This window comes from Zavarzinella formosa DSM 19928, from assembly GCF_000255705.1.
Classification (GTDB): domain Bacteria; phylum Planctomycetota; class Planctomycetia; order Gemmatales; family Gemmataceae; genus Zavarzinella; species Zavarzinella formosa.
The window spans coordinates 330434-351888 of sequence record NZ_JH636447.1 but is presented as its reverse complement, the minus strand read 5'-3'; the positions used below and the strand labels follow the sequence as shown (position 1 = coordinate 351888).

Genomic DNA, 21455 nt, shown 5'->3' with positions numbered 1-21455 from the left:
GGTGAATAAATCATAATTGTGGAGGCGAATGAGGACAGGGGCCGGCGAACAAGTTCAATCATTCAACGGAGGAATGTCACATGAGGGCGCGAGCCAGTCTTTTGTTCTTGGTGTCCCTTCTGGTCGCCGGGCTGGCGGCGCTAGCCCCGTTGGGGGGCCGGTCGGGCGGGTTGGAGGTTCCGCCGCCGCCGTCGGCCGAGCAGTTGTTGCAGGGGACTTGGGTTGCCGTGCGGGCGGATCAGGGCTGGGTGGTCACCGAGCAGGAAGACCCTCCCGCCGGACTGTGGCGCAACCCTTACGAACTCCCGGAAGAGTGGAAGATGCCGAAACGGTGGGACGTCCTGTCCAAGTCGCGCGAACCGTGGGAGACCCTCACGTTTGCCGGAGGCCGTTACACCACCCGCTGCGACGGCCGGGTGTGCGGGTTCGGCGATTTCACGGTGGACGACGGGGCCGGTCGGCCGATCCTCCGCACGCGGGGTTGCACGATCAACTACTTCATCCATCCTGAAAGCATGTCGGTGTTCACGTCCGACGTGGGGCCGGAACATCGGATGCTCGTGGCCATCCGGCCGGGACGCCTGAAGATGTGCGTGAGCCAAAACCCGGATCAACTCCCTGCCGAACTGAGGGCCATCGAGGACGAGACCTACGTGGTCACCTTCGCCCGCCTGCCGGGACCGGGACTGACGACGGTCCCCGAACGGCCGGTGAGCCGGTGAGTTCGCCCGCTTGGTTCCACGTTGGTGAAACATGGGGCTGGCCGCCACTGTCGCGGCCGATGCCAGAGGCGTCTTCCGTACAAAACAGATAATGCCCGACGTGTTTCCGATTCTCGATTCCGCCATCTCCCCCGCCGACCGGGCGAAGACGCTCGACCTCTATTGGTCGTGGCGTTCCCGCGCCATCCCGGCCTTGGAGGCATGGAACAACGCCAAGTCCGGCCTCCGCCCCAAAGACCCGCATCAGGAGTTTCGGCAACTGGTCGCCCGAGTGGCCGGGAACTTCCGCGAAGCCCTGACCCCCGGCCTCCTCCGCGCCGGCCGCGCCATCCGGGAAACCGCCGCCGGCATCCTCGCCCGATATCTGGCCGCCCTCCCCCAACCGAGCCAATCCCCGCCCGCCGATCAAACCGATCAACACCCGTCAACCCGTTAGCAAAAGGAAGACGCCCCCATGCCGGACAACAACGAACCCGCCGAAAAGCTGCGACGGATCACATTCTTCAACGGCGGCGAACCCTATACTGCTTTCGTCGCCCTGACCGACGCCGAATTCTCCGATGTCATCGCAGCCGACACCGGCGACCTGTCCAACTACTCCAAACACGTCCTCCTCGTCATCGAAGGCCACGACCCCTCCTTTGAAGACCGCCAGACCGCCTGGGAAGTTTTCAACCGAATGTACGGCAGCAAAGCCATCGGCCGACGGGATGAAGAATCGCCCGAGGCCGGATGAAACGACAGGAAGCCCGGAGAAAAAAATGAACGGAATCAGCAAGAATCGGCCCGGTTGGCGACACAGCCGACGGCCCGCCATCGCCCTATTGGTCTGCCTGACGTTCGCCGGTTGCGGCCAACCAACCACCCAACCGACAACAGCCGCCACCCACCCGGCCCCCCCGGAGGCAAAGCCCCCGGCCGAGGAAACCGCCCCCGCGCCGGTGGCCCAAAAACCCCCATCGCCCCCGAGACCGGCCAACGATTTACCCGCCGAAGTGCCGGTGAAATGGCTCTCCGTCGGCGACCCGTTCGTGTTGGGCCAGTTGGAATTCGTCCTCAAGGAAGCCCGCCTCGGCCGCCTCGAACGCCGGGGTTTGCTGAACCGGGACACGACCTCGCCGGACAACCAACTCACCATCTCTTATCTGTTCGCCGTCACCAACAAATCGCCAAGCCTCAACATCGAATTCTTCCCGTGGCCCAAAACCGGCAAAGGGGCCGTCTTCTCGGAAGTCACCGACGACCTCGGCCACACCTACCACAATCTCGGCGCAGACCGCTTGGTCGAAGACTCCGGCTACGTGGAATCCCTCGCGCCCGGCCAGTCCATCAACATGACGCTCGTCTTTGAAAAACCCGTCGTCCGCGCCAAGGCGCTGGCATTGAAGCTCTCCAACTATTACATCGACAAAAACGACCGCCGCTGGACCGGCTTCAAGCTGCCCCTGAACGAATTCAGGGTTTTGGAGGAGCCGAAGGGGAAGGAATGACATGCTCTCAATTGTGTCAGGTTTGCCATGAAGCAAACATCCAAACCAGCAAGTGAAGAGATCAATCTTCCGGGATTTTCACTGTTGAGGCTTGGGTTTTGAAGACTGGTTTTGGTCTTGGCGAGCCGAGCAGCGTGAGCTGCCGGGTGGCTCCCGGCAGGGAAGTCGCTTTAGCCACGGGTTTAAGTCAGGCTGAGTAAAGGGGAGGCGGCTCGACCACCAGAAGCCACCCGGCAGCTCACGCGGCTCGGCTCGCCAACACCAAGACATCCCTGTGAAAACCCAAAAAAGCGCAACATCAAAACACTGTCGCTCGCATCGGTTTTCTCTTTGAAATTGCCCGGCAAAACGGTTAATGTCATTTCAACACCTCCCGGTGGCGCAAGCTTTGCCCGGAGGTGTCCCCATATGTCGGCGATTCGCACGCCGGCCAATGCCTTTGATCCAGACGGGAAACTCGCATCCTCCCTTGCCCGCCGAGCCGGCGGCCGACTTCATCAAGGAACACTCGCTCCATGCTCACGCTGCATATTCGCCAAGACACCCCGAAGGACGGCCACTATCCCGTTCGCCTCACGTTGAAGCAGAGAGGCCAACCGGATCGGACGGCCGAGGCCGGCATCGAGTTCGCCCTCACCGAACAGGAACAGGAGGAAATCCGCTGGTATCTTGAGGACTACCTTCAACATGCCGACATTGTCGAGGCCGTCACCGTCGAGCAGATCGAGGAGCGGATGAAGGCGCGCGGCATCGAGCTTTACACGAAGGTTCTCGCCTTCAACGGCGACACGCAGGCCATCTGGTTCGCCATTCGCGACCGCCTCGCCGATCTGCGCGTCGAGATCACCACCGGCGTGGCCGAGGCCGCGTCGATTCCTTGGGAGCTGATGCGTGACCCGAAGCTGGATTCCCCCGTTTCGCTCCGGGTGAGCGCGTTTGTCCGCGTCCAGTCGAATCCCGGCATCTCCTTTGTCACTGTTCCAAAGGCAAAGGACGGCCGCATCCGGTTGCTTTACATCGTGTGCCGACCGAGCGGGTCGAAGGATGTCGAGTTGCGCGCCGTGGCCAACCGCCTCCTGCAAGACCTCGGCCCGGACCGCGCCCGCTTCGACATCAAGACTCTTCGGCCGCCGACGTTCGAGCAATTGCAAAAGGAGCTTGCCGACGCCAAAAAGGCCAAACGCCCGTATCACATCGTCCACTTCGACGGCCACGGCACCTACGAGGACTTGAGCGAAACGACGCTCGCCAACTGGGTTTCCAAGTTCACCCCCCTGATGCTCGGCGGCGGGAAATCCGGGCCGCGCGGCTACATCCTCTTCGAGCATCCCGGCGATGACAAGATGCGCCCGGTGGACGGCCAGGAGTTGGGGCAACTGCTCCACGACAACGGCGTGCCCGTCCTCGTGCTTAACGCCTGCCAGTCCGCGATGCACGAGGCGACGGCCGCGCCCAAAACGGCCGGGGATGTTCACGACGAGGTCCGGGCTATCGGCTCGCTCGCCCAGGCGGTGGTCGATCAGGGCATTCCCGCCGTTCTCGGGATGCGGTACAGCGTCTATGTGGTCACGGCCGCGCAATACATCGGGCAGCTTTATGCCGAACTGGCCAAGGGAAGCAGTTTCGGGGAGGCCGCCGGCAACGGGCGCAAGCATCTCCGGCTCAACCCGGATCGATGGGTCGGCCTGCAATCCCGGCCGCTTCAAGACTGGTTCGTTCCCGTTGTCTATGAGGCCATGCCCGTCGAGCTAAGCGCCGCCGGACCCGCGGAACCGGCCCCGGAGCTTGATCCCGTGCAGGGGAACACGGCCCTGTTGCGGCACGTCCCCGAGGAGGGTTTCATCGGGCGTGATGAAACCCTTCTGGCCCTTGATCGCGCCTTCGACACCCATCGCGTGGTGTTGCTGCACGCCTACGCCGGGCAGGGGAAGAGTTCCGCCGCCGTGGAATTCGCCCGCTGGTATTCCGTCACCGGCGGGCTGGGGGCGGAACCGCATGTGCTGTTCGCCTCCTTTGAGAGCCACACCGATCTCGCCGACCTGCTCAATCAAATTGGCCAGCCGTTTGCCTCGCAACTGAAAAAGCCCGTTGACTGGACGGCCGAAAACGACCCGGCCAAACGCCGCGAGATCGTCAAACGCATCCTCCGGCAAATCCCCGTCTTGTGGATCTGGGACAACGTCGAACCGGTCGCCGGTTTCCCGGAGGGCACGGAGTCCCAATGGACCGCCGCCGAGCAGGGTGAACTCCACGATTTCCTTCATCAGATCAAACTCGACAACGCCAGCCGGGTGAAAATCCTGCTCACCTCCCGGCGCGACGAGGCCAACTGGCTCGGCAAAATCCCGCATCGCATCGCCATGCCCCGGATGACGAACTCCGACGCCGCCAAGCTCGCCCTCAAGCTGGGCGAAGAGAAGGGCCTTAAACGCTCGGAAATCAGCAACTGGCAGCCCTTGCTCGACTACTGCGCCGGCAACCCGCTCACCCTGCGCGTCCTCGCGGGCCAGGCCATCAAGGCGGGCCTGCGCCAACGGGAGCATATCGAGGCTTTCGTGGAAGCGATCCGCGCCGGCGAGCAAAAGATCGAGGACGCCGACGAAAAACAAGGCCGCGACAAATCCCTCGGCGCCTCCCTCGACTACGGTTTCAAACATGCGTTCAAAGACGACGAACTCCCCATCATCGCCCTTCTTCACCTCTTCCAAGGCACCGTGGATGTCGATGTTCTCGAGCAAATGGGCAAAGTCGGCAAACACGCCCTTCCCGAATTAAAGGGTGCGACCAAAGAACATCTCACCGCCCTGCTCGAACGGGCCACAGACACCGGCCTGCTCACCCATCTCGCCGCGACTTGGTTCACGATCCATCCAGCACTGCCGTGGTTCCTCCGCCAACTCTTCGCCCGACACTACGACGGCCAGTCCGGCCGTTCTGCCTCCCAAGCCGCCCTGCGAGCTTGGGTCGAGGCGGTCGGCGTATTAAGCAACCATTACCACCGGCAGTTCAACCAAGGGAATCGGCAAGTGATTCGTTTCTTGGAACTGGAGGAAGCCAACTTTCTTCAAGCCCGCCGTCTCGCCCGCCGGAACCAATGGTGGTCGCTGGTCATTTCTTGTATGCAGGGTCTGCGAAATCTTTACGAATACCAAGGTCGCATAGCAGAATGGGCCGGGCTGGTCGAGGAAATACGACCCGATTACTGCACTGACGATGATGAACCCATTCCAAGTCTCGAAGATCAATACAGTCTGCTCATGGACTACCGCGTTCATTTGGCGAGAAATTACGAACAAGATCTTCCCAAGGCCGCTGTGATTCAGGAAAAAGCTGCGGAAGTAGACCGACGACAGGCGGCTTCCATTCTGGCTCTGCCTGCAAATGCTCCACTTGATGACCATCAGCGTCATCTGCTGCGGACGCTTGGTGTGAGTGAGTTCTCGTTGGGGCAAATTCTCCGGGAACAGCAAGATCCGGCGTGTCTGAAGCCATTTCAAGAATCGCTGACGATCAATCGACGAATCGGCGACAAGCCAGCCGAGTCCATCTCTGAATTCAATCTCGGCCATGCTTACTACGTTGTCCCCGCCATCCGAAATCTCGATGCCGCCGAGGCAGCCTATCAGCGCAGCTTGGATTTGCGTAATCCGAACGATGCTACGGGTCGTGCCGGGTGTATCAAGCAAATCGGCATGGTTCACCACGAACGCTTCCGCGAGAGCCGCCGACACAAAGAGCCAATGGAGATCTTGAAGTCTCATTTCCAAGCGGCAGAATCGCATTACCTTGGGGGATTGCAACTGTGTCCGAAGGACGCCTTGAACTCTTTCGCGGCGCTACACAACGGATTGGGGAATCTCTACGCCGAGGTTGGACAACTGGACAAGGCCCGCGAGCACTATGAGCAAGATGCGCAGTATGAGGAAAAAGTCGGCAATCATTTCGGTGCCGGTCAAACTCGCCGCAATATGGCCCTCATGTATGCTCAGGCGTCGAGACGAGAAACCCAGCCATCCCAGCAGCGCGATAGCCTGCTCCGGGCGCAGGCTTATGCCAAGGCCGCCCTACGAGACTTTAAGCATTACCAAGGCCGCGCTGCCAAAGATGAGGCCGAGACCCAACACCTTCTTGACCTCATCGCCCAAGTTCTCGCAAAACTGCCGCCAGAAGCTTCTTGATGCTTTGTTTGCGGGTGACATTCGCCGATGAAACGACCGGGCTTTCTCGCTTCGACCCGTTCAATCACCCTTGCGGAATCTTCACCCGGCAGATATTCTCATCAAACCGCCGGACTCGCATGATCTTGGCGGTTTCTCTCTCCCGATTGATTTGGTAATCCATGTTCCGATTTTTGCTCGGTCTCGGCATCATGATCTTTGCAGTCCTGTTCGCCATTGCCGCGCTCGTGTTTTTCTTCACGCCGGACCCCGTCGGCAAGCGGCCCGTCCGGTATACGCCGGCTCTTTTGCTGCCGGCCACGATGTTTGCCGTCGGGATGAAGATGTTCTCCGAGGGGCGAGCCACCCTTTCCGGCCAAGACGACGTGAGGCGGGAACGCGCCCGGCAATTGCGGGCCAACTCGAAGGCGAACCGACGCCCCGCGCGCCGGCGATGGGAGGAAGACGACGAGGATGACCGCCCTCGACAACGGAAACGGCCAAGAGGGGATGATTATTGAGGGCGATTATTCACGCCATGAAACCGTGAAGCCGCGACGCGAAGGCTTTGCGAAGCGGAGCGCGGACTTCCGGCAAACAATCGCCGACAGCGACGGCAATCACATCACGCGGCAAGTCCGCGCTCCGCTTCGCAAAGCCTTCGCGTCGCGGCTTCACGATCAGAAGCGGACTTCCGGCGAACAATCGCTGAAAGGACGGCAATCACATCACGCGGCAAATTCGCGCTCCGCTTCGCAAAGCCTTCGCGTCGCGGCTTCACAATCAGAAGTGGTATTCCAATCCGAAGCTGATGGCTTGGGCGTAGAAGTCGGAGCGGTTGAACAGCGGGGAGGGGGCGGATTGTCCGATCAGGGTGCCGGCCCCGAAGGCGGTGCTTTGGGTCAGGTTGATGTTGCGGTCAATCTGGTCCCCCGGCCGGACGACGCGGTTCCAGTAGAGGAAGCTATAACCGATCGAGGCCTGGAGGCGGGGCGTCACCCAGTAACCGAGTTTCAAATCCACCGAGGGAATCACGCCGAAGTCGTTGTCGGTCTGGCGGCCGATGTTGGATCGCTGCGTGTAGAACCCCCCGAGGAGCGGCCCCGGCGGCAGGAAGGCGCCCGGCCCGGTTTGCGTCGTTTGCCCCTGAATGTTCACTGATTCATGCGTCACGCCCATCGCCAGCTTGCCGGTGGCGGTCAGCGAGAAATGCTCCCAAGTCCAGTTCATCCGGCCGCCGAGCTGGCCGCCGTAGAACTGGTTGCGGGTGGCGAAGCGTTCGTCGAAGACGGTGGAGTTGTTGAAAAGCAAATCGTCCGTCTTGTTGTGGATCGCCGTGTCTTCGGTCAGGTCGACATAGCGGAAGCCGGCGAGGAGCGTCAGGTCCAGGTTGTCGCTTCGATAGATGTTGTAAAGGCTGTTCGCCTCCGTGCCGAACATGCGAATTCCGGATTTGACGGAGACATCGCCGGCGAAGCCCCGCAGCGGGTCGGAGATCAACAAGGCCCGTTCCGCGCCGGCCGAGACGTTGAAGGCCGGGAAGTAGAGCGCCGGATTGCCGGCCTTGTCCGACGTGGCCCGGAAAGTGGTGGTTTGATGTTCCATCAGGAAGCCCGAGGCTTCGAGGCCGAACGTGTGCTCTTTGTCAAGCCAGCCGCCCAGCGTGAGCCGGACGCCGGAGAGCGAGTTGAAATCCTGACGGTCGCCGCCGTACAAAACGTGCGTGCCGGGCTGGCCGAGCGCCCCGGCCGAGTTGATCGCCGGGAAGCCCACGGCCGGATTCCCGATCGTCACGAGCGGCGGCAGTTGCGTCCCCTTGACGTACCAGATCATATAGTCCATCCCGCCCCACATGGCGGGTTCGTCAAAGCAACTCGTCGCCGCCAAAATGAGGGGCGGCCCCTCCGGCGCGCAATCCGTTTTCACCGCGCCCGGCGTCTCGCTGGTGACCGCCGGCGCGGCTTTGGGAAGCGCGTCAGCCTTCGCCGGATCGGCTTTGGGAAGCACATCGGCCTTGGGAGCCGCGTCGGCGGCGAACGTCAGCCCGGCCTCCGTCGGCAGCGTCGCCGGCGGTTTCGGGGATTGCGCCGAGAGGTGCATGGATGAGAGAGCCAGCACGGCTGAGGCAACGACTCGTTTGCGCATGGACAGGTCCTTCCTTGGAAGCGGGCGCGGGGCGTCTTCTTGCGGATTTCCCGACAGCGGGGCATCATGCCAGAGACCGCTCTTATCGGAGAAAACGCCGGACGGCCGGGAAGGATTGGATGGGTTGAATCGCGCCAACGCGGAAGACGGGCCGTCACAATCGCAACGACCCGCCCAATCATCAGCGATCCGGCGGAAAGAGGGAATTTCTTCATTTCCGCCGGATCATTTTTTTGGAGCGCTTGCCGCCCAAATCGTGTGCCGGCCTTGCGTCTTTGCCACTCGTTGCACGCCAAATCCCTTCGCGTGAGCTTCGCACAACCGGAAATAGACCGCAAGCGGCCGACTGTTCAGAAACGGCGGTTCCCAACCCCTTCCCAACCCGTTTCAAACCCCTTCCCAACCCTTTCCCGATTCCAGCAACCCAACGTGACCAAATCCCGTCCCGGCGAAATCTCCCCGGCCGGCGGCTTGAAAAACCTCTCCGGTCGAGTCAAATCCCCGTAAATTCCCGGCATTTTCATCATCAAAACAGCTTTGACCCCCTCGCCGATGACGCCCAAAAACTGGACACATTGGACACACTAAAAAGAAAAGAAAAGGACCACCGACATGATCCGCAATGTTGCGGATCTAAACTTTCGCCTGTCCGGGCCGACCCGGCCGGGCCGGGCGAAATCCTTGTCAGACAGTTCTTGCGAACGGAATTGCCCGCGTGTTAAACTCAACACAACCGGCACAAGCCGCCCCCTGTGATGAGCAACCCCGAGGCTAACATGTCTGTTGCCACTCTTCCCGCCGTCGCCGAAAGACGGGTCTCCCGCCGATATCAACCCGCTTACGACACGATCTGCGAAATCTCCTCCGATCCCCGGACGGTGGGGCTGGTGTGGGACGTGTCCGAAACCGGGGTGAGCATGTTGATGGCCAACCCCCCCGCCCCCGGCGAGGAAGTCGTCGGCACCCTCTGCACCCAGCACGGCGGCCCGGAACTGACCCGCGCCATGAGGGTGGTCCACGTTCGCCCGCTGCTCACCGGCGATTTCTTCCTCGGCGCCCGTTTCGCCCTACCGCTTCAAGAAAACGAAATGACGCCGTTCCTTTCCCAGCCCCTTCCCGCCCGGCACGACGATGTGAAAGAATCCCGGCGGGAATGGAAACTGCCGAAGAAGGGATAAGCGGCATGGAGTCCTTTCCGTTCACCGACGATGAATGGAACAGTGTCGTCGAGGCGACCCGCGTGATGTTGAACGCGACATTCGCGGGCGACGACAACCTGCGCGCCTCGCTGTTGCCGAATGCCCTTGAAGCCCTGAACAACCTTCGAGAACGCCACGGCGACCATCCGATTCTTGCCGAAACGGCAGCCGACTTTATTGACGATCCCGTCGAGCGGGAGGAACTCTACCGCCACGCGGCACGCCTTTCGTTGGCCAATGAATTGCCCACGTATTCCATCCGAATCTCGCTGGCTCAATTGCTTCTCGACACTGGCCGACGCGCCGAGGCTCGTGAAACATTGCTGGCCTGCGAAGGCGAATTGACAATTGCCGACGACTGGGACCGGACATGGTGGTCGGAGTTGTACAAGGACTCAAGCGAAACGCCGGGCGATCCCGCATCTCCCCAATAAGCCCGTTGACATATTAATGATTAGATCACCAATCAAAAATCACATCAAAAAGAATGTTTGGCAATCTGTTTTCTGGCCTGGCTGCGACTCAGACATGAAAGATATCTCCCTGCAAAAAATGCAAAAATCACCTTCGAGAGGATGCAAAAAAGATTGACATGCGGGTGACATTCGCATACAACTGGATAGAACGTCAGGCCGCCCAAATACATCTAATCAATTTCGTAAGCGCGCCAGACTCGTTAATCTGGATGATTTCAATTACAAATGCTTTAAAAATCAACGCACTAAAACGTTGATAATTTTAACCATAACCTTCACGAAAATGAAGGATTCGCGTGCCCACAGCTTATGGATTTAAAGTGACTCCAAAGCAATAAGCAATTCATGTAATTTAAAGTGTTCGGAAACGGCGAGACAAAACCCCTTGTTTTCATGGGCATTCGCCGTTCCTTCCGAACACTCTCAAAATCTTAAACGTCAAAATTTCGACGAGGTATGACAGGTAAAAATCGATTATTGACACAAATAGTTTTTTGAGGAAAATGCCATTTGAAATTTGCCTGTCAGGCGTAATGGTTTTATTGATGACGCCCGCATGTCGGGTCAAAATCACGGCCTTTGTCATTCATTTGTTTTATGACGCCCAAAATATTGATAAAATTATCATGAAATTTAAATTATTGATCGCCGTCTTTGCAATGGTCGCGGCGGCCACATGTTCCGTGGTTGTTTTTTATGCCTCACGAAGAAGTACTGCGATGCTACCGCAGCAGCATGACACAATCCAGACGGAAGCTCGCCCCGTGTTGTTAAAAATCAATGATCAAGAATTAGAATTGGGCGAAGTCTGGCAAGGTCAGAATATTAGCCGCATTTTGCATGTTGAAAACATATCCGCCGAACAAGTCAGGGTGAGCGGATGGACGACATCCTGCGACTGCCAAAGTGTCCTGCCTGACAAATTAATTATTGCCCCCGGCGAGACGGTCGCCATAAAGCTTGTGATTGCGGCCAAATCGCCGCATTTACAAGAGGAAGAAATATCGCCGGTTTCGTACGCGATCTCTCCCATATTTGAACCGCGGGATTTGGTTTGCGACAAACACGAATGGACTTTCTCCGGCAAGGTAAGAAAGATTTGCGAGACTCAAGGAGACAAGAATTTCGGCTATCACTCGGAACTCTCCCAGCCGCTGCCAAAATCAGATTTTGCGGCCAAGTTTTTTGTTCCGGTTGGCAGCGTGAATGCCTCCTGCGACAGTTCATATGTTGAAGCAAAGGTTCGCATGGCTGGCGACGGATCCGGCGTGTGCAATGTTGATTTGCTCTGGCATGAAAAACTGCCAAAAGGCAGTCATAACTTTGTTGTCAAATTGCATTCAAAGACAACAGAAGGCTCGCCGCTTCCCGCTGTTGAGATACCTTGCAAAATTACAATCGCAAGCGATGTGCGGCTTTCCCAGACACGAATTGCGATTGAATCCAAAAACAAGAGCAAGCCAGTTCGTGAAATCATATCCGCCTTTTCCATGAGAGGAAACAATGCGAAAATCACAGATGTGAGTCGTGCGCCAGAAAAATGGAAGATGACATCCTCGGTTGATCCTGTCAGCGGCTGTCTTGTTGTCGAGCCGGAGGCGGGCACTTCCCCGGAGGCCGGATCATTCGATTTGCAAGTCACGGTTGAGTGTGACACAATCAAGACTATTTTGCCTTTGACAATTAACATCCATTAATAATCGGGGTGCCGTGAATTTATGTTTTACATTAGAATATTGCTTCTGTCTGCTGTCTTGCTCTCCGCATTTGAAGGCGCCTGCCATGCCCAGCAAGGCATCACCATCGACCAGATTGAAAAATCTTGGGCTGATTACTCGGCGAGACTCGGCATCTTGCATCTGGAATGGAGTGCAAAGCGAACATCATTCAAGGGAAGCATCACCGAGACACTGGGCATCAAGGCAAAAAACGGAGGCGTTCTGCCTGATGCAAATCATGTCGCAAGCGAAACATTTTCACTTTGGGCTGACGGGGCGAAGTCTCGCTTGGATTGGAATTCTGACACCTTTAACACAACAGACGAGTCTTGGAAGCCCGTGCTGCGTGTGCATATTTTTGACGGAGCGAAAGGTTTATCATACAGCGATCAGAATCTGTCGGGCAAGACAATCCACTCGGCGGTGCGTCAAAACTTGCAAACGGCCGCAAACATCAAAATCGAAGGCATTCTTCCCGTCATGCACTGGGCCAGACCTTTGGAAGCCGGGTTCTCGAACATAAGCCTTGGACAATACGAAATTACCGGGGCAAAGATGAGATTGCATGGATCCGAATGCATTGAACTTCGGCGTCCGGTCACAAAAGCCGGATCATCCTCGACACTATGGCTCGACATCAACAAAAACTATTTGATAATTAAAAAATCAATTGTCCATGCGGGAAAATCAGCGCCTTTTTCCGGCATCCAAGAGGATGTGGAATATGCGAAGCATCCGTCCGGATTATGGATTCCAAAAAGATGGACCACAACCACTTCCGGATGGTCGGTCCCTTTGATTTCCGTTGTTGAAGGCAATGTCGATTCTGTGGATATTGGCGGACCAATCGCCGCTGGAAAGTTTGATACGACACCTCCGCCGCAGACAGTTCTTACCGAGCTTGACGGCGAACGCAAAACGATCAAGATAATTCGGGATGACAACGGCGAAGAACCGGTGAAAAGCTCGCGAATCTCCGATGCAATCAGACTTTTACAAGCTCCGTCGGCCCCGCCCGCATCCAAATGGATTGATCGCCATCCTTTGCTATTGATATCAATCTCCCTATGTTGCCTTGCTATTTTGCTTAGGATCGTTTTTGTCAAATGGCTCCGTCCGGCGCGTTAAGTCAACATAAGAATTGCCTTTTAAAACCCTGTCACAGGAGTCTGATTGTATGCGATTAGCAATTGCCAAAATGGTTGCCGTTAGCGTTCTGACTATCACAGCCGTCGGCTTGGTTGAAGACCAAGCCTGCTCGGCCCCCGGAGGCCCCAAAGATGGTTGTGACACGAAGTGTCGTGACATTCCCGGCCCTTTTATAGTTGGAAACACAACCAACATCTGTTTCCGTTTTTTTCCAAACTCCTGCACCGCATGCTTTGGCGGCCCCACAGGCTATCGGTGCAAATCCAAATCTCCGGGTGTTGCTTGCCTGCCGGTCACTGACTCCGACAATCAGCCGTATATGATTGACAGAGTTCCGCTATTGAATGATGATGGCGATGCTTGCGCCAAGTTATGCGATATTTGGATAATTGGTTACGAGGCAGTAAAAAACAATAACACCTATGATGGCACCCCGGTTCAAGAGCAACAAGCAGAGTGTTCTGCCGAATAAGTCGTTTTGACTGTTTGAGCCAAGCTATCGGGTGATTCCAGACACAGATCCTGAAATCACCCGTTTTTTTCATGCAATTTTTCGTTGTCAACCCATGAGGCAATCAAGTCACCCTGAGACCTGCCAGACTGTCGAATCATTATTAATCCTTGATTTTCTGACGCATTTCGACCCGCTTTTTCTTGGCCCTGACATTTTGGCGCCAATCAACATGCGCAACTTAAGGTCTCAATCATGAAGCACCATGTTAATGCTCCGTATCGCATGGGTTTATCTTCTGGATTCACTCTTGTCGAGCTACTGGTTTCGATTGCAATAATCACAACAATCACCGGACTATCCCTGTCTGCGGTCCATAGGATTCGCGGCCTGTCAGATCGCAGCAAATGCCATAATAATCTCCGCCAAATTGGGCTTGCATTTCATGACAGCCATATCACCAATGGCTTTTTCCCCCCGGGAGTTGCCAGTAACTTGAATAATCATCGGATGCCATTTGCCAGTTGGTGCGTGTTTCTTTTGCCTTTTTTGGATCAAAGCATGTTGTGGAATCAAGCAAAGGATGCTTTTCAAGCTGATCCTGATTTTCAACACATCCCCCCTCATGTCGGCCAAAAGCTGGTTGTTCCTGTCTTTGTTTGTCCTTCTGATGCAAGAATCCGGCATTCACAGATTGTTGCTGAAGAACGGTTTGAGCGGGCATTCACTTCCTATTTGGGTGTCATCGGACTTAATTCCTCGCTCAAGGACGGAGTGCTATACATTGACTCACAGACAAGCATCAAAGATATCACCGATGGAACATCGTCAACTATCATGGTCGGTGAAAGGCCGCCAAGCGCGGATCTGATACTTGGCTGGTGGTACGCAGGATGGGGACAGGATAGGACAGGCGAAGGAGACATGCTTTTAGGAACCCGCACATACAATAGCGGCTCAAACGGCCTCGGCTGTTCCAGCGGCCCATACAAATACATGCCAGGGAAAATCGACAATCAGTGCGACGCTTTTCATTTCTGGTCACTTCATGAGGGTGGTGCGACATTTCTGTTTTGTGACGGCTCGGTCAGACATGTCTCTTATGCCGCGGACTTGATGCTTTTAATTGCCTCCACGAGAGCAGGGGCGGAACCAGTGTCATTTTCTGATTAATCATCCGTATGACCTGTGTCGTCGCAGCGTTCGCTCGATCCCGTCGGCCCTGCTGATTATTTGGATTTGACGAAAAAGGCCGCCAGCTTTAAATGTAAAGAGCGGGCCGCGCCAAACGCCGGGTTCATGATTTCTTCCAAGGAGGTGTTTCGCGGAGCCACGAACTATCTGAACTCGCACACTTGGGACGAAGGCCGGACATACGGCCTGGCGAAGAACGAACCCTCCGCCGATCTGACATCCGCCGCCCCGATGGTCCGATATCTCACGGGAACGCCGCTTCGGGAACCGGCCCTGCGAAAAGCGGCCGAGGCGATGGCCCTCAACTCTCTTACGGACAAGAACCCGGTCCTCCATCAACGCCATTACTTTGAGTCGCAATTTCTCCATCTCCAGGACGGCCCGGAATGGAAGACATGGGGCAACGCCATGCGAACCCGGTTAATCACCACCCAATTCAAAGAGGACTTGGAACAGAACAACGTCGGAAGCCTCTTCAGGGGATCATGGACCACGGACGCCGGAGACATCGGCGACCAATACGGCCGGCTCGGCTGCACCGCGATGTCGCTGTTGTCGCTTGAAGTTTACTTCCGTTATGTGCCGCCCTTGAAAAGGACCAAGGGCGGGCTGACCGAATTGGAACGGTGATCGCCGATGCTTTGGCTATCTGTCGGCGCCACGTTTGCTTCTCCCATCATTACGCATGAATTCTCTCCGGCGGATGATGATGGGCGCTCCCGCGAATGTTGATTGTCCCCCCGGCCTGCGGTATGTCACGGATGCCAAGCCGGGATACACTCGCAAGAGACGGGGGAAGTCGTTCTCCTATCTCGATGTCGGCGGGCGCCGGATCACGGACAAGCAAGAACTCGAACGCATCAAGTCGATTGGGATTCCCCCTGCCTACGAGCGGGTATGGATCTGCCCGCAGGCCAGCGGCCACATTCAAGCCACCGGCTTCGACGACCGGGGCCGCAAGCAGTATCGCTATCATCCCCGCTGGCGCGAGGAGCGGGACGCGAACAAATTCGGGCACATCCTCCGCTTCGGGGCCGCGCTCCCGGCGATACGCAAGCGAGTCCGCGAGGATTTGGGCCGCGCGGGGTTGCCGAGGGAGAAGGCGCTGGCGGCCATCGTCGCCCTTTTGGAAAAAACGCTCATCCGCGTCGGCAACGCGGAATATGCCCGCGACAACCAGTCGTACGGCCTCACCACCCTGCGCCGCCGGCATGTGGACGTGACGGGCGGCAAGATCAGCTTTCAATTCACCGGCAAATCGGGCAAGAAGTGGAACCTCTCCCTGACCGACCGCCGGGTGGCGGCCGTTGTGCGAAAGTGCGCCGACCTGCCCGGACAGGAGTTGTTCAAATACCTTGATGAAGCGGGTGAACAACACTCCGTCGACTCGGCCGATGTGAACGCCTATTTGAAGGAAATCAGCGAGGAGGATTTCACCGCCAAGGATTTCCGCACTTGGGCCGGCACGGTGCTGGCGGCCGTCGCCCTGAATGAGTTCGAGAAGTTCGACAGCCAGGCCCAAGCCAAGAAAAACGTCGTCCGGGCCATCGAACACGTCGCCTCCCAACTCGGCAACACCCCCGCCGTCTGCCGCAAAAGCTACGTCCACCCGGAGGTGCTGAACGCCTATCTCGACAACGACTTCACCGGCCTGATCGAACAAAAAATCAGCGAAACCTTCCGGCAAGAATTTGATGATTTGACCGACGAAGAAGTATTAGTGCTGGCGTTTTTGCGGAAGCGAATGCGAACCAAGTGATGGTTGGATTCTTTGTTGGAATTTGATTGGTCTGTTGCAAAAAATCAGACAGCAAGATTTGCAAATGATTTCAAGAGCCCCACTGCGTAAGCGGTGGGGGTGGCCGTCACACACGGGAAGCCACCCCCACCGCTCACGCAGTGGGGCTCTTGATGATTTCACACAAGGCTCGTTGATTATGCTTTGGAGCTGATTTTCAAATTGGCCGCCTTCGTGAACGCGGCGCCGGCTTCCAACACCCAAAACCTGTCAGATTTTAAGATCACACAACCGTTGTGTGGGGATTATCCCCACAAATTCCACAATTATCGTTTTCGTTATTTTCCGTGTTATGTTGAACCGCGTAATCTTGGAATCGTCTTGGTTTGTTTCACAAACCTGATTTCAAACAGCCCCCAAATCCCTGTCAGGAAAAATCGCCCATGCCTCAGCCTGTTCACCGTTGGTTCCAGTCCGTGAAGTCCTCGCTGGCGGGGCGGCCTCGCGGCTCGGCCGGGCGGAACAGGCCAATGTCGCTGCGAGTGGAGTCGCTGGAAGATCGAACGGTGCCGGCGATCACCACCACTGACATGGGAAGCACGCTCGTTATCGACACCAATGACAATGGTTCCCTCACGATGTCCGCTTCGGGAGGTGTGTTGACGCTGACCAGCCCGGATCGCACGATCAACGGGAACGCGGCGGTCGGCGGCGTCTCGACCGCGACTCTTGACATGTCCGATTTCAGCGAAATCTTCGTCAACACAGGCCAGGTATCCAACGTTGTTTTCGACAGCGTCAATATCGTGGGAAGCACCGGCTTCGCCGATGAGTCGATCACCGCTTTCGGTTCAGCCGTAGACGTCACCACCGGGCCGCTGAGCGTCAACGGGCTGACGCTGTCCTCGCAGGGGCTCGGCAACGCCATCGATCTGGACCAGCAGATCAACTCGACCGGGACCGTGAACCTCCACCCGCTCTCCGCGAACGTCATCGTCCGCGCCCCGATCGTCGCTCCGGGGCAGACCGTTTCGCTGGTGTCGGGTATCATCCAGACCAATAAGTACACCGTCACCCAGACGGCCGCGGGCGTGATCACCGCCGACTCGCTGTACGCCGAGGCCGGTGGGGGCGTCGCTCTGACCGCCGCCAACCAGATCTCACAGGTCGCCGGCAAGGTGTTTGCGTACGGGTTGCTCGTTGCCTCCGGGGAAAATCCGCCGGGCAATTTTGCCGTCAACTCCGCGCTCGACCTGACCGTTGGGACCGTGAGCTCCGGCTACGTCGCCGGGAACGTCTCCGGCGTGACAACCACCAACGGGAGCGTCACCCTGACGACGTCCGCGGGGCAGACGATCACGGTCGGCAAAGCCGTCACGGCCGGTGGGACGGGGAAGACCGCGACCCTCGCGGCCGACGCATTTAATCTTGATGCCGCCAACCCGCTCACGGCGGACAATGTCGTCCTGCAAACGGCCGGGGCCAACACCAGCATCACGCTCGGCGGCGCCAGTCTGACCGATGCCGAACTCAACGCCATTAACGCGACCAACCTGACCGTTCAGGCGTCCGGCAACATCGGCGTTCTCACCGGGGTCTCGCTGGGCGACACCGTGTCGAAGGTGGTTGCCTTGAAGGCTCCGTCGGTCGTCATCGCCAACACCCTCAGCGCGAATTCGGCCAGCGGCGTGCTGCGATTTGAAACCGATTCGCTGACCTTCATCTCGAGCATCCCGCAGTTGGTTTCGGCGCCGGAAGTGGAGATCGCGACGACGCAAGACGTTTCCTTTAAATCGGGGACCGTGGCGGGCGGGATGGATTTCTCGCAAACCGATTTGAACGCACTCGATGAAACGACGGTCAACACCCTGCGGATCTCCACCACGGGCAACATCACTTTTAGTGACGTGCCGACCAATTTTGGCAACGGGCTTGTTCTCAAATCCGGCGGCACCGTGGCGCTGAAGGCCGGCAACAACATCTTGGAAGCCACCGGCGGGTCAATCGGCGCGTCGAAGTTGTCGGCCGTCGCCGGAGGGGTGACTCTCACCAACACGGGCAACAACATTCAGACACTCGCCGGTTCGGCTTCCGCCGGCGACTTCCTGGTCCGCGCCTCCGGCGATTTGCTGATCGATGCGGTGGATGTCGGCGGGCGGGGCATCGGGGCGAGCGGGATCACCGTCTCGACGGCCGGCAATCGCGCCGATTTGCAAAGCGGCAATAATGTGAGCCAGGCCGCGAACGGCAAAATCACAGCGCCCGCCCTCGCCGTGACGGCCACGGGAACAATCAACGGCACGGGAACGATCGTCACGAACAGCGTCTCCACGCTGGCGATGAGGGCCGGCGGCGGCAGTTCTTACTTCAAGAACGACTCGGGCGGCACGCTCACGATCGGCGCCGTCGGAGCGATCTCAGGCATCGCTTCGACCAGTGCATCCGCGTCGTTCGAGATCGACAACGCCGACGATTTGGTCGTCGCCCAGCCGATTCAACTTGTCGGCGGCGGCCGTCTCTCCTTCGTGTCGCTGTCGTCGGTTGACGGCGCGGTTTCACAGACCTCCCCGGGCAAGATCGAAACCGATTTCCTCCTCGCCGTGTCCGAGACGAACCTGACCCTTGACGTCGCGACGAACAACGTCAACGCCATCGCGATGCGCGCCGACGGGTTGGGGGCGATCAAGTTCAAGAACGACACCGGCGACCTAAGAATCAGCAACGCGGGGGCGAACTTCGCCTCGGCCTCGGGCATCACGTCGGCCAACGCCGCTTCGACCGTCGACATCTCGAACACGGGCGACGTCTCTGTCAGGAATGCGATCCAGAAGGTCGGCGGCGGCCGGCTCGACACCGTGCGGCTGACGTCCGCGAACGGGAAGATTTCTCAAGGCTTGGCGGGGACGATCGAAGCGGATTCGCTGGGCTTGCAAGCGGAGACGAACGTCACGCTCGACGTGTTGACCAACAACGTCCTGACCCTGGCCGCGAACACTGACGCGGCCGGAGCGATCAAGTTCAAGAACAACTCGGGCGCAACGCTGACGATCGGCACGGTCGGCGCGATCTCGGGCATCACGTCCGACGTCGCCAACTCGCCGGTCACCGTCGTCGCCAACGACGGCATCGCCGTGGACGCGCCGATCCAAACGACCGCGGGCGGGTCCCTTGATTCCGTCTCGCTGACGAGCACAATCGGGTCGATCAATCAAGCGTCCGGCGTTTTGATCAGCGGCGAGACGGTGAGCCTTTCGTCCGGCCAGAACATCTCGCTCGCCGGCCGGCTCAACGTCGGTCTTGGCGACGCGACGATCGTCGCCGACGGAACGTTTGCCCTGACCGGCGAACTCGGGCTGACGATCGCCTCGGCGAATAATTACAGTGACGTGGATGTCACGGCCACCACCGCCAATCTCGCGGGGGCGGACCTTGTGCTTGCGGGCGGCTATGTTCCGAACACGGGCGAGATTTTCACCATCTTCACGACAGCGAACCGAACCGGAACCTTCAACGGCTACGCGAACAACAGCACGATCACCCTGAACGGCCAAACGCTGCGGGTGAACTACACGGCGACCAGCGTCACGCTGACGGCCGCCACCGCCCCGACGGCCAATGCGCAATCAATCACGGTGGGCCAGAACGGCTCCAGTTTCCCGGTCACACTGACCGGCGCCGACACGAACTCCCCGGCGTTGCCGCTGACTTATTCCATCACCCAACAGCCCGCGCACGGCACCCTCTCGGGCACGGGCGCGAACGTCACCTACACTCCGACGGCAGGCTATTTCGGCCCGGACTCGTTCAAGTTCAAGACAAACAACGGTTACTTGGACAGCGAAGAGGCAACCGTCTCACTCACCGTGGCCCAGGCCCCGACCATCGCCGACATCACCCCGACCGCGTGGACGATCAACCGACCGGGCTTCACCGGTTCGCTGGCGATCAGCGGCGGCACCCCGGCCTACACGATCACCGGCCAGAGCGGGCTGCCCGCCGGGTTGACCGCCGTGGTCAACGGCGCGGGCAACGCGGTCGTCTTCAGCGGCACGCCGACGGCTTCGGGCCCCTTCAACGGAAGCGTCACGCTGACCGACGGCAACGGCGCGGTCGTGACGAAGACGTTTACGATCACCATCAACGCCGCCCCGGCCCTCACGAACCTGACCACGACCGCCTGGACACAAGGGCTGGCCGGGTTCACCGGAACGATGACCCTCTCCGGCGGCACCCCGGCTCACACGATCACGAACCGGACAGGGCTGCCGGCCGGACTGACGGCCACCCTCACGGGCAACACCGTCTCGTTCACCGGCACGCCCACCGCCGCCGGAACATTCAACGGCAGCATCACCATCACGGATTCCGCCGGGGCACAGGTGACGAAGACTTTCACCATCACCATCAACGCCGCGCTGACGTTCTCACTGGCGGCCGGCCCGTTGCCGATTTACACCGTCGGGACGGCCTACAGCCGGGTGATTAGCGTCACCGGAGGCACCGGAGTGAAAACGCTGTCCGTGGTGTCCCTGTCGCATCCGCTGCCGACGGGGATGAAGCTGACCGTCTCGGGATCGACATTCGTCTTCAGCGGCACCCCGACAACCTTGCTGCCCGTCATCACCATCAATCTCCGGGTGACCGACTCGCTGGGAGCCGTGAAGACAATCACTTACACCCTCTCGGGACAACCCAACCCGAGACGCCGGGGTTTGTAACGCGGATAATGTTTCAGAAACTTTGTCTATTAGCGTGGTGAATTGGAGATATCTGTCCCGAATGTTTTGAAGTTGAGATTGTTGGATTTTCAAGGTTGGTTTTGGTATTGGCGAGCCGAGCAGCGTAAGCTGCCGGGTGGCTCCCGGCAGTCGAGCCGCCTCCCCTTTACTCAGCCGGACTTAAACCCGTGGCTGAAGCGACTTCCCTGCCGGAAGCCACTCGGCAGCTCACGCTGCTCGGCTCGCCAATACCAAAACCAACCTTGAAAACCACAAGAGAGAGCAAAAGGGTTTTGGT

The 21455-nt window shown here is 58.3% G+C and carries 17 protein-coding genes; 15 read left to right on the top strand and 2 right to left on the bottom strand.

The genetic code is table 11. The annotated features are described in order from the left end of the window. Positions 1–80: 80 nt before the first annotated feature. From BGIM_RS0138385 to BGIM_RS0138370, 4 genes are all read left to right on the top strand, one after another. A complete protein-coding gene (locus BGIM_RS0138385) occupies positions 81–722 on the top strand; it encodes a hypothetical protein (protein WP_020474920.1) in 642 nt (213 codons plus the stop codon). Between the two features lie 91 nt (positions 723–813). Further along, positions 814–1158 carry a hypothetical protein gene (locus BGIM_RS0138380; protein ID WP_020474919.1) on the top strand — a complete coding sequence of 115 codons (345 nt, stop codon included), beginning with the start codon at positions 814–816 and terminating at the stop codon, positions 1156–1158. Positions 1159–1176: 18 nt separating this feature from the next. Beyond that, entirely contained in the window at positions 1177–1458 is a 282-nt protein-coding gene (locus tag BGIM_RS0138375; protein ID WP_020474918.1) for a hypothetical protein, read from the top strand. 25 nt (positions 1459–1483) lie between these two features. Next, the gene (locus tag BGIM_RS0138370) at positions 1484–2212 is read left to right on the top strand and encodes a hypothetical protein (RefSeq protein WP_020474917.1); all 729 of its coding nucleotides are present in this window, start codon (positions 1484–1486) and stop codon (positions 2210–2212) included. A 182-nt stretch (positions 2213–2394) separates the two neighbouring features. Here the strand turns inward: BGIM_RS0138370 and BGIM_RS63990 are convergent, their stop codons facing one another. Continuing rightward, positions 2395–2574, bottom strand: coding sequence for a hypothetical protein (locus BGIM_RS63990; RefSeq protein WP_157369746.1), 180 nt, complete (start codon positions 2572–2574; stop codon positions 2395–2397). 153 nt (positions 2575–2727) lie between these two features. On the opposite strand from BGIM_RS63990, the gene BGIM_RS0138360 reads away from it, so the two are divergent. Together BGIM_RS0138360 and BGIM_RS0138350 are read left to right on the top strand one after the other, a co-directional pair. Further along, entirely contained in the window at positions 2728–6390 is a 3663-nt protein-coding gene (locus BGIM_RS0138360) for a CHAT domain-containing protein (protein ID WP_020474915.1), read from the top strand. A gap of 161 nt (positions 6391–6551) precedes the next feature. After that, positions 6552–6890, top strand: coding sequence for a hypothetical protein (locus BGIM_RS0138350; RefSeq protein ID WP_020474913.1), 339 nt, complete (start codon positions 6552–6554; stop codon positions 6888–6890). 262 nt (positions 6891–7152) lie between these two features. Here the strand turns inward: BGIM_RS0138350 and BGIM_RS0138340 are convergent, their stop codons facing one another. After that, positions 7153–8514 (bottom strand): BBP7 family outer membrane beta-barrel protein, encoded by a 1362-nt coding sequence (locus BGIM_RS0138340; RefSeq protein WP_020474911.1) that lies wholly within the window; start codon positions 8512–8514, stop codon positions 7153–7155. Positions 8515–9290: 776 nt separating this feature from the next. On the opposite strand from BGIM_RS0138340, the gene BGIM_RS0138330 reads away from it, so the two are divergent. The 9 genes from BGIM_RS0138330 to BGIM_RS0138290 all read left to right on the top strand — a co-directional run bounded on the left by BGIM_RS0138330 (position 9291) and on the right by BGIM_RS0138290 (position 21157). After that, the gene (locus BGIM_RS0138330) at positions 9291–9692 is read left to right on the top strand and encodes a PilZ domain-containing protein (protein WP_020474909.1); all 402 of its coding nucleotides are present in this window, start codon (positions 9291–9293) and stop codon (positions 9690–9692) included. Between the two features lie 5 nt (positions 9693–9697). Next, complete coding sequence (locus tag BGIM_RS0138325) at positions 9698–10147, top strand: hypothetical protein (RefSeq protein ID WP_020474908.1); 450 nt, start codon at positions 9698–9700, stop codon at positions 10145–10147. Positions 10148–10692: 545 nt separating this feature from the next. Beyond that, complete coding sequence (locus BGIM_RS0138320) at positions 10693–11886, top strand: Ig-like domain-containing protein (RefSeq protein WP_084760375.1); 1194 nt, start codon at positions 10693–10695, stop codon at positions 11884–11886. Positions 11887–11907: 21 nt separating this feature from the next. Next, complete coding sequence (locus BGIM_RS0138315) at positions 11908–13035, top strand: hypothetical protein (protein ID WP_020474906.1); 1128 nt, start codon at positions 11908–11910, stop codon at positions 13033–13035. Between the two features lie 49 nt (positions 13036–13084). Further along, the gene (locus BGIM_RS63980; RefSeq protein ID WP_157369744.1) at positions 13085–13528 is read left to right on the top strand and encodes a hypothetical protein; all 444 of its coding nucleotides are present in this window, start codon (positions 13085–13087) and stop codon (positions 13526–13528) included. 234 nt (positions 13529–13762) lie between these two features. Beyond that, positions 13763–14680 carry a DUF1559 family PulG-like putative transporter gene (locus tag BGIM_RS60705; RefSeq protein WP_084760373.1) on the top strand — a complete coding sequence of 306 codons (918 nt, stop codon included), beginning with the start codon at positions 13763–13765 and terminating at the stop codon, positions 14678–14680. A 126-nt stretch (positions 14681–14806) separates the two neighbouring features. After that, the gene (locus tag BGIM_RS0138305; RefSeq protein WP_157369743.1) at positions 14807–15331 is read left to right on the top strand and encodes a hypothetical protein; all 525 of its coding nucleotides are present in this window, start codon (positions 14807–14809) and stop codon (positions 15329–15331) included. Positions 15332–15386: 55 nt separating this feature from the next. Continuing rightward, positions 15387–16460, top strand: a complete 1074-nt coding sequence (locus BGIM_RS0138300; RefSeq protein ID WP_157369742.1) for a DNA topoisomerase IB — start codon at positions 15387–15389, stop codon at positions 16458–16460. Between the two features lie 422 nt (positions 16461–16882). Next, positions 16883–21157: a beta strand repeat-containing protein gene (locus tag BGIM_RS0138290; RefSeq protein WP_157369741.1), complete on the top strand. Its 4275-nt coding sequence runs from the start codon at positions 16883–16885 to the stop codon at positions 21155–21157. The last annotated feature ends 298 nt before the right edge of the window (positions 21158–21455 follow it).

Coding starts and splice junctions, on each gene's coding strand:
- BGIM_RS0138385 (WP_020474920.1), top strand. CDS start 81: ATGAGGGCGCGAGCCAGTCTTTTGTTCTTGGTGTCCCTTCTGGTCGCC.
- BGIM_RS0138380 (WP_020474919.1), top strand. CDS start 814: ATGCCCGACGTGTTTCCGATTCTCGATTCCGCCATCTCCCCCGCCGAC.
- BGIM_RS0138375 (WP_020474918.1), top strand. CDS start 1,177: ATGCCGGACAACAACGAACCCGCCGAAAAGCTGCGACGGATCACATTC.
- BGIM_RS0138370 (WP_020474917.1), top strand. CDS start 1,484: ATGAACGGAATCAGCAAGAATCGGCCCGGTTGGCGACACAGCCGACGG.
- BGIM_RS63990 (WP_157369746.1), bottom strand. CDS start 2,574: ATGACATTAACCGTTTTGCCGGGCAATTTCAAAGAGAAAACCGATGCG.
- BGIM_RS0138360 (WP_020474915.1), top strand. CDS start 2,728: ATGCTCACGCTGCATATTCGCCAAGACACCCCGAAGGACGGCCACTAT.
- BGIM_RS0138350 (WP_020474913.1), top strand. CDS start 6,552: ATGTTCCGATTTTTGCTCGGTCTCGGCATCATGATCTTTGCAGTCCTG.
- BGIM_RS0138340 (WP_020474911.1), bottom strand. CDS start 8,514: ATGCGCAAACGAGTCGTTGCCTCAGCCGTGCTGGCTCTCTCATCCATG.
- BGIM_RS0138330 (WP_020474909.1), top strand. CDS start 9,291: ATGTCTGTTGCCACTCTTCCCGCCGTCGCCGAAAGACGGGTCTCCCGC.
- BGIM_RS0138325 (WP_020474908.1), top strand. CDS start 9,698: ATGGAGTCCTTTCCGTTCACCGACGATGAATGGAACAGTGTCGTCGAG.
- BGIM_RS0138320 (WP_084760375.1), top strand. CDS start 10,693: ATGCCATTTGAAATTTGCCTGTCAGGCGTAATGGTTTTATTGATGACG.
- BGIM_RS0138315 (WP_020474906.1), top strand. CDS start 11,908: ATGTTTTACATTAGAATATTGCTTCTGTCTGCTGTCTTGCTCTCCGCA.
- BGIM_RS63980 (WP_157369744.1), top strand. CDS start 13,085: ATGCGATTAGCAATTGCCAAAATGGTTGCCGTTAGCGTTCTGACTATC.
- BGIM_RS60705 (WP_084760373.1), top strand. CDS start 13,763: ATGAAGCACCATGTTAATGCTCCGTATCGCATGGGTTTATCTTCTGGA.
- BGIM_RS0138305 (WP_157369743.1), top strand. CDS start 14,807: ATGATTTCTTCCAAGGAGGTGTTTCGCGGAGCCACGAACTATCTGAAC.
- BGIM_RS0138300 (WP_157369742.1), top strand. CDS start 15,387: ATGAATTCTCTCCGGCGGATGATGATGGGCGCTCCCGCGAATGTTGAT.
- BGIM_RS0138290 (WP_157369741.1), top strand. CDS start 16,883: ATGCCTCAGCCTGTTCACCGTTGGTTCCAGTCCGTGAAGTCCTCGCTG.